Origin of the sequence: Streptomyces durbertensis (assembly GCF_014156695.1) — a bacterium.
Taxonomy (GTDB): Bacteria; Actinomycetota; Actinomycetes; order Streptomycetales; family Streptomycetaceae; genus Streptomyces; species Streptomyces durbertensis.
Map to the genome: position 1 here is coordinate 1 of NZ_WMLF01000262.1, position 7435 is coordinate 7435.

Below are 7435 nucleotides of genomic sequence, written 5' to 3' on the forward strand. Positions count from 1 at the left end.
GCCCCCGTCCCGGCCCTCCTCGTCGGCGGTGCCGTCGACACCGGCCTGGGCGAGGTGCACGGCGGCCCCGCCGACCCGTACGAACACCACGTCCGCCAGCACGGTCATCTCGTCGTCCCCCGGTCCGCCGCGTACGAAGCGCAACGCGACGCTGCCGTCGCCGAGCTCGGGCAGCGGCAGGTCCTCGGCCGTGTAGGACACGTCCGCCCGGTCCTCCTCCGGCCCCTCGGCGATCTTGAAGACCCCGCAGCCGGCCGCCGCCTTCCGGAACTGGTCCAGCGCCCGCCCGGCCTCGCCGGCCGAGCGGTAGCCGACGGTGCGCGTGGTCACGAACGGGCCGGCCTCGGTGCGTGCGAAGCGGCCGTCGGCCCGCGCCTTCGCGGGCGGGTCGAACAGCGCGCGGCACGGCTGCTCGTCGGGGCTCGGCACACCGATGCCGCGCTCCTCGGCCGCGCGCTTGCTGTCCGCCGCCCAGCCCGTGGGCAGGTCGTTCAGGTCGAGCAGCGCGAGTTTGAGCCGGTCCTCGGCGAGCAGGCCGCTACGGGCCGGCGAGTCGACGGCGTGCCGCGGCTCCGTCCCGGCGGTCGGCGGGCCGACCCGGGTCCCGCACGCCGTGGCCGTCAGGCCGAGGACGCCGAGGGCGAGGACGGTGGCGAGGAGCGCGGACCGCGGGGTGGTGTCCATGCGTCCATGGCGCCACCGGGGGCGGCCGACGGCGACCGCCACTCGGCCGCTCGGGTGAACGCGGGGGCCGATACCGCAGGTCGCGTCACCGCGGGCTGACCGGCGGTGACCGACCGTCGGCGGGGCTCGGGCCGCGGCGGAGATCGGGCCGCGGGCGGGGCCCGGGCCGTCGGCGGGTTCCGCGGGCCGTCCGCCTACTCCACGGGTTCGGCGGGCGGGCCGACGCGCTCCACCAGCACCCGGTCGATGCGCCGGCGGCGGCCGGCGGTGCTCTCCGCGGTGAGGCGGAGCTCCACCGTGAGCCGGTCGTCGCGGGAGCCGTCCGGTCGCTCGGTCAGCGGGACCACCACCGACGCCCCGGCGATCGGCACCCTGCCCAGGTGCTTGGCGAGCAGCCCGCCGACGGTCTCGACGTCCTCGTCGTCGTAGTCGTCGAGGCCGTAGAGCTCGCCGAGGTCGCCGAGGTCGAGGCGGGCGGTGACGCGGTAGCGGTCCTCGTCGAGCTGCTCCACGGGCGGCAGCTCGCGGTCGTACTCGTCGGTGATCTCGCCGACGATCTCCTCCAGGATGTCCTCGATGGTGACGATGCCGGCCGTGCCGCCGTACTCGTCGACGGCCACCGCCACGTGGATGTGGTCGCGCTGCATCTCCCGCAGCAGGGCCCCGGCGTTCTTGGTGTCGGGGACGAAGGTGGCCGAGCGCATCGCGGACGTCACCGGCTCGCTCTCCGCCTCCCTGTTGACGTGGACCCTGCGGGCCAGGTCCTTGAGGTAGACGACGCCCACGACGTCGTCCTCGTTCTCGCCGGTCACCGGGATGCGGGAGAACCCGGAGCGCAGCGCCAGGGTGAGGGCCTGGCGGACCGTGCGGTGCCGCTCGATGGTGACGACGTCCGTACGGGGCACCATCACCTCCCGTACGAGCGTGTCGCCCAGCTCGAAGACCGAGTGCACCATGCGGCGCTCCTCGTCCTCGATGAGGGACTGCGACTCGGCCATGTCCACCATCGCGCGCAGGTCCCGCTCGGAGGCGAACGGCCCCCTGGCGAAGCCGCGCCCGGGAGTGAGGGCGTTGCCGAGCAGGATGAGCAGCTGGGGCAGCGGGCCGAGCACCCGGGCGAGCGGCACCAGTACCGCCGCGGCGGCCCTGGCCGTGCCCTCGGAGTGCTGGATGCCGATCGTGCGCGGGGAGACGCCGACCGCGACGAAGGACACCAGCACCATCACGGCCACCGCGACCACCAGCGCCTGCCACGGCTCGTCGAACGCCTGCAGGCAGGCGTAGGTGACAAGCACGCCGGCCGCCATCTCGGCGGCGATCCGCAGCAGCAGCGCCAGGTTGAGGTAGCGGACCGGGTCGGCGGCCACCACCGCGAACCTGTCGGCGCCGGGGCCGGGGGCCGCCTCCTCGGTGCGGAAGCTGGTGGCCCGGGCGAGCCCGGCCTCCGCGCACGCCGCCAGCCAGGCCACCACGGTCAACAGCAGCGCGAAGGCCAGCAGCTGCGCCGTCATGTCGTGGTCGGGGCCGGGGAGGGGCCGGTGAGCCCGCGCTCGGCGCGCCAGCCGTCCACGATCTCCTTCTGGAGACCGAACATCTCCTTGCGCTCGGCCACCTCCTCGTGGTCGTAGCCGAGGAGGTGGAGGACGCCGTGCACGGTGAGCAGCTGCAGTTCCTCGTCCATGCTGTGCGCGGTGGGCGCCTGCTCGCCCTGCCTCTTCGCGACCTCCGGGCACAGCACGATGTCACCGAGCAGGCCGGGCGGCGGCTCCTCGTCGTCCTTCGCGGGGGGCCGCAGCTCGTCCATCGGGAACGACATGACGTCGGTGGGACCCGGCAGGTCCATCCACTGGAGGTGCAGCTGCTCCATGGCGGCGGCGTCGACGACGATCACGGAGAGTTCGGAGAGCGGGTGGATGCGCATCCTGGTGAGGGCGTAGCGCGCGATGTCCAGGATGGCCTGCTCGTCCACTTCCTGGCCGGACTCGTTGTTGACGTCGATCGACATGGTGCGCGTTGGTTACTTTCCGTTGCGTTCGGTGCGGCCGTGCGGCCGGCGGTCGCCGCGGCCGTCCTCGTGGCCGTTGACGCCGTTCCGCACGTCGTAGCGCTCGTAGGCGTCGACGATGCGGCCGACCAGCTTGTGCCGGACGACGTCGGTGCTGTTCAGACGGGCGAAGTGCACGTCCTCGACCCCGTCCAGGATCTCCTGGACCTGCCGCAGGCCGCTGCGGGTGCCGCCCGGCAGGTCGACCTGGGTGACGTCACCGGTGATGACGATCTTGGACTCGAACCCCAGGCGGGTGAGGAACATCTTCATCTGCTCGGGGTTCGTGTTCTGCGCCTCGTCGAGGATGATGAACGCGTCGTTGAGCGTCCGGCCGCGCATGTACGCCAGCGGCGCGACCTCGATCGTGCCCGCGGCCATCAGCCGGGGGATCGAGTCGGGGTCGAGCATGTCGTGCAACGCGTCGTAGAGCGGGCGCAGGTAGGGGTCGATCTTCTCGTAGAGCGTGCCCGGGAGGAAGCCGAGCCGCTCCCCCGCCTCCACGGCCGGCCGCGTCAGGATGATGCGGTTGACCTGCTTGGACTGGAGCGCCTGCACGGCCTTGGCCATGGCGAGGTACGTCTTGCCGGTACCGGCGGGGCCGATACCGAAGACGACCGTGTGCTTGTCTATCGCGTCGACGTAGCGCTTCTGGTTGAGCGTCTTGGGCCGGATCGTGCGGCCGCGGCTGGACAGGATGTTCTGGGTGAGGACCTCGGCGGGCGTCTCCTGCTCGTCGCCCGGCGCCGCGCTCCTGAGCATCGCGATGGAACGCTCTACGGCGTCCTCCGTCATCGGCTGGCCGGTGCGGAGGACGAGCATCATCTCGTCGAAGAGCCGCTGCACCAGGGCGACCTCGGCCGAGTCGCCGACGGCGCTGATCTCGTTCCCCCGGACGTGGATGTCCGTCCCCGGGAACGCCTGCTCGATGATGCGCAGCAGGGAGTCGCCCGAACCGAGCACCGTGACCATCGGGTGCTTTGCCGGGACGGTGAAGCGGGCGCTTGCCTGGTCTGTGGATGTCTGCGTCATGGGCCGGCTCTGTGGCCTGCTGATCCCTCTCTTCAGCTGCTGTCGCCTGGTGTTACCAGAGTACGTCCTGGGCCGGACGACCCCGAGCGGTTTTCCACAGCGACCAGTGCGCGGTCATACGATCGGCCCGGACGGCTGCCGGAAGCCGACCGTGGGCACCGCGCGCCGCAGCGGCACCGGCCGCTCACCGCCCGACAGCAGCCGCCACAGGAAGCCGTAGCGGCACCGCTGGGCGTCCGCCACCGGGTCCTGGACCGGGCAGCCGTGCACCCGGCGGCACCAGTGCTCGATCTCCGCCCAGCCCGGCGCCGACAGCGAGCCGCCGAACTCCTGCACCGACAGGGCTGCGGTCAGCGAGGCGAACGCGAGCCGTTCGGCGAGCGGCCAGTCGGCCAGCGAGGCCAGCAGGAAGCCGGCCGTGAAGACGTCGCCCGCACCGGTCGGGTCCAGCGCCTCCACCCGCACACCCGGCACCTCGGCGAACTCGCCGGTCCGGCCGTCGGCCGCGCAGACGCCGTGCGGGCCCATCGTGACCACGGCCAGCGGCACGTGCGCGGTCAGGGCCCGGGCCGCCGCCCGGGGGTCGTCGGTGCCGGTGTACCGCATCGCCTCCTCCGCGTTCGGCAGGAAGGCCTCGCAGTCGGCCAGCTCCGCGAGGTCCGCCAGCCGCCAGCGCCCGGACTCGTCCCAGCCGACGTCGGCGAAGACCCTCGTGCCGCGGCCGGCGACCCGGCTCACCCACTCCTGCCGCCGCCCCGGCACCAGGGAGGCCACCGCGGCCCGCGACCGCGGCGGGTCGGCCGCCGCGGTGTCCTCGGGCGGGGCGTCGTGGCCGTGGGTGACCATCGTGCGTTCGCCGTCGTAGGCCATCGAGACGGTGACCGGGGAGTGCCAGCCGGGCACCCTGCGCGAGTGGGCGAGGTCGACGCCCTCCCCCTCCGCCAGCGCCTCCCAGCAGTAGGCGCCGTAGACGTCGTCGCCGAACGCGGCGGCCAGGCTGGTGCGCAGCCCGAGACGGGCCAGCGCCGTCGCCATGTTCGCGACCCCGCCCGGGCTGGAGCCCATGCCCCGGGCCCAGGTCTCGGTCCCCCGCCGGGGCGCCGAGTCCAGACCGGTGAAGACGATGTCGAGGAACACCGTCCCGGTCAGGTACACATCGCAGTCCGGATCCCCGGTGGCGCGGACCGCGGCGAGCGGATCGTACATGCCCCTCAGTGTGCCGGAAGCGGTAGCGTCCAGGGCATGCGACTTGCGATCCTCGGCGGCGGCGGCTTCCGTGTGCCGCTCGTGTACGCGGCGCTGGCCGACGGCGGCCCCTTCGCGGGGCTGATCCGGGAGGTCGCGCTCCACGACACCGACAGGCTGCGGCTGGAGGTGATCGGCGCGGTGCTGCGGTCGATGCCCTCGGGCCCCACGGTACGGGCCACCACCGATCTGGACGAGGCGCTGACCGGCGCGGACTTCGTGTTCTCCGCGATCCGGGTGGGCGGCACCGCCGGCCGGGTGGCCGACGAGCGGGTGCCGCTGCGCGAGGGCGTGCTCGGTCAGGAGACGGTGGGCGCCGGCGGCGTGCTCTACGCGCTCCGGACGCTGCCGGTGATGACGGAGATCGCCCGGCGGGTCCGCGCGGTCGCGCCGGACGCCCGCGTCGTCAACTTCACCAACCCCGCGGGCATGGTCACCGAGGCGATGTCCGCCGTGCTCGGCGACCGGGTCGTGGGTATCTGCGACTCGCCGGTCGGCCTGGTACGCCGGGCGGCGCGCGCCGCCGGCGTGGACGCGCGGTACGTGGATGCCGCCGACGCCACCGACGCCGCTGACGCCGTGGAGTACGAGTACCTGGGGCTGAACCACCTCGGCTGGCTGCGGTCGTTGCGGCTCGGCGACCGGGAGCTGCTGCCCGGGCTGCTGGCCTCTCCCGACGCGCTGGACTCCTTCGAGGAGGGCCGGCTCTTCGGACCCCGGCTGCTGGGCGCGCTCGGGCTGCTGCCCAACGAGTACCTGCACTACTACTACTTCCGCCGGGAGACGCTGGCGGCGGCCAGGGACGCCGAGCAGACCAGGGGCGAGTTCCTGCACCGCCAGCAGACGGAGTTCTACACCCGGGCGGCGGAACAGCCCGCGCGGGCCCACCGGTTCTGGCGGGAGGCCCGGCTGCGGCGTGAGGAGACCTACCTCGCCGAGGCGCGTTCCGCGGGCGGTGGCTGGCAGCGGGACGGCTGCGACCTCGACGGAGGCGGCTACGAGCGGGTCGCGCTGTCCCTGATGGCCGCGCTGAGCGGCGCGAGCGGGCGGCGGCGGCTCGTCCTGAACGTCCGCAACGGCGCCACGCTGCCCGCGCTCCCGGCGGACGCCGTGGTGGAGACCGTCTGCGAGGTGGACGGTGACGGGGTGCGTTCGGTGCCCTCGACGCCGCTCGACGGGGCGGAACTCGGTCTGGTGCTCCAGGTGAAGGCGGTGGAGCGGGCGACGATCGAGGCGGCGGCGACCGGCTCGCGGACCGCCGCGCTGCGAGCGCTGCTGCTGCATCCGCTGGTGGACTCGCCGGACGTGGCGGCCCGCGTGCTCGACGCCGCCGACCCGGCCGTCCTCCGGGGCGGCCCTGACTCCCCCGCCGTGCGCGGCAGCTGACCCGCCGCCAGGCGCGCGGTCGGGTGGTGTCGCCGGCGCGGCACCGGCGAGGTGTCACGGCCCGCGGCGGGACGTCACGGCCCGCGGCCGGGTCTCACGGCCTGCGGCGCGGCATCGGCACCCGCATGAGGTCGGCCGCCACGGTCAGTTCCCCCTCGAAGCCGGCCGCCCGGGCCTGCTCGGCGAAGACCGCGGGATCGCCGTACCGCTGCGAGAAGTGGGTGAGCACCAGGTGCCGCACCCCGGACTCCACCGCGACCTTCGCCGCCTGCCCCGCCGTGAGGTGTCCGTGCTCCTCGGCGAGCCGCACGTCCTCGTCCAGGAACGTCGACTCGATCACCAGCATGTCGCAGCCGTCGGCGAGCGCGTAGACGCCGTCGCACAGCCTGGTGTCCATGACGAAGGCGAAGCGCTGCCCGGGCCGGTGCTCGCTGACGTCCGCCAGGCGCACCCCGCGCAGCTCGCCCTCCTTCAGCAGCCGGCCCACGTCCGGGCCCTGGACGCCGTGTGCGGCCAGCCGGTCGGGCAGCATCCGACGGCTGTCCGGTTCCTGCAGCCGGTAGCCGAACGCCTCCACCGGGTGGGAGAGTCGGCGCGCGGTGAGAGTGAAGGCGTCGGGCCCGGGCAGCTCGCCGTCCTGGTGCACGGGCACCTCGCGCAGCGCGACGGTCTCCCGGTAGGCCGTGGCGTACCGCAGCCGGTGGAAGAAGCGGCCGCCGCTGGCCGGGTAGTAGGCGGTGACCGGGTGCGGCACCCGGTCGAGGTTGATCCGCTGGACCACTCCGGCGACGCCGAGCGAGTGGTCGCCGTGGAAGTGGGTGACGCAGATCCGGGTGAGATCGTGGGCGGCGACGCCGGCGCGCAGCATCTGCCGCTGCGTCCCCTCGCCGGGATCGAAGAGGATGCCCTCCCCGTCCCAGCGCAGCAGGTAGCCGTTGTGGTTCCGGTGCCGGGTGGGTACCTGGCTCGCGGTGCCGAGCACGATCAGTTCACGCATATGTCCACGTCGTTCGGGCGGTTCGGGGTGGTGGGCGGTGACCGGGC

General features: G+C 73.8%; 7 protein-coding genes. 1 reads left to right on the forward strand and 6 read right to left on the reverse strand.

What is annotated here, in order from left to right; translation table 11 throughout:
• From GL263_RS17235 to GL263_RS17255, 5 genes are all read right to left on the reverse strand, one after another.
• A partial coding sequence (locus tag GL263_RS17235; protein ID WP_182856617.1) for a hypothetical protein occupies positions 1 to 684 on the reverse strand: 684 nt, incomplete at its 3' end.
• A gap of 194 nt (positions 685 to 878) precedes the next feature.
• Positions 879 to 2195: a hemolysin family protein gene (locus GL263_RS17240; protein ID WP_182856618.1), complete on the reverse strand. Its 1317-nt coding sequence runs from the start codon at positions 2193 to 2195 to the stop codon at positions 879 to 881.
• Positions 2192 to 2689 carry an rRNA maturation RNase YbeY gene (gene ybeY / locus GL263_RS17245; protein ID WP_182856619.1) on the reverse strand — a complete coding sequence of 166 codons (498 nt, stop codon included), beginning with the start codon at positions 2687 to 2689 and terminating at the stop codon, positions 2192 to 2194. Before ybeY ends, GL263_RS17240 begins: the two co-directional genes overlap by 4 nt.
• 12 nt (positions 2690 to 2701) lie before the next feature.
• On the reverse strand, positions 2702 to 3760 hold the full coding sequence (locus GL263_RS17250) for a PhoH family protein (protein ID WP_182856620.1): 1059 nt from the start codon (positions 3758 to 3760) through the stop codon (positions 2702 to 2704).
• Positions 3761 to 3874: 114 nt separating this feature from the next.
• Complete coding sequence (locus tag GL263_RS17255) at positions 3875 to 4966, reverse strand: carbohydrate kinase family protein (protein WP_182856621.1); 1092 nt, start codon at positions 4964 to 4966, stop codon at positions 3875 to 3877.
• Between the two features lie 36 nt (positions 4967 to 5002).
• Here GL263_RS17255 and GL263_RS17260 point away from each other — a divergent pair, with 36 nt between their 5' ends.
• Positions 5003 to 6391, forward strand: a complete 1389-nt coding sequence (locus GL263_RS17260; RefSeq protein ID WP_182856622.1) for a 6-phospho-beta-glucosidase — start codon at positions 5003 to 5005, stop codon at positions 6389 to 6391.
• Positions 6392 to 6485: 94 nt separating this feature from the next.
• Here GL263_RS17260 and GL263_RS17265 read toward each other — a convergent pair whose 3' ends face one another.
• Positions 6486 to 7388, reverse strand: coding sequence for a ribonuclease Z (locus GL263_RS17265; protein WP_182856623.1), 903 nt, complete (start codon positions 7386 to 7388; stop codon positions 6486 to 6488).
• Positions 7389 to 7435: the final 47 nt, after the last annotated feature.

Bases quoted from the DNA above. Each gene is read 5' to 3' on its own strand.
- GL263_RS17240 (WP_182856618.1), bottom strand. From the start codon at position 2,195: ATGACGGCGCAGCTGCTGGCCTTCGCGCTGCTGTTGACCGTGGTGGCC.
- ybeY (WP_182856619.1), bottom strand. From the start codon at position 2,689: ATGTCGATCGACGTCAACAACGAGTCCGGCCAGGAAGTGGACGAGCAG.
- GL263_RS17250 (WP_182856620.1), bottom strand. From the start codon at position 3,760: ATGACGCAGACATCCACAGACCAGGCAAGCGCCCGCTTCACCGTCCCG.
- GL263_RS17255 (WP_182856621.1), bottom strand. From the start codon at position 4,966: ATGTACGATCCGCTCGCCGCGGTCCGCGCCACCGGGGATCCGGACTGC.
- GL263_RS17260 (WP_182856622.1), top strand. From the start codon at position 5,003: ATGCGACTTGCGATCCTCGGCGGCGGCGGCTTCCGTGTGCCGCTCGTG.
- GL263_RS17265 (WP_182856623.1), bottom strand. From the start codon at position 7,388: ATGCGTGAACTGATCGTGCTCGGCACCGCGAGCCAGGTACCCACCCGG.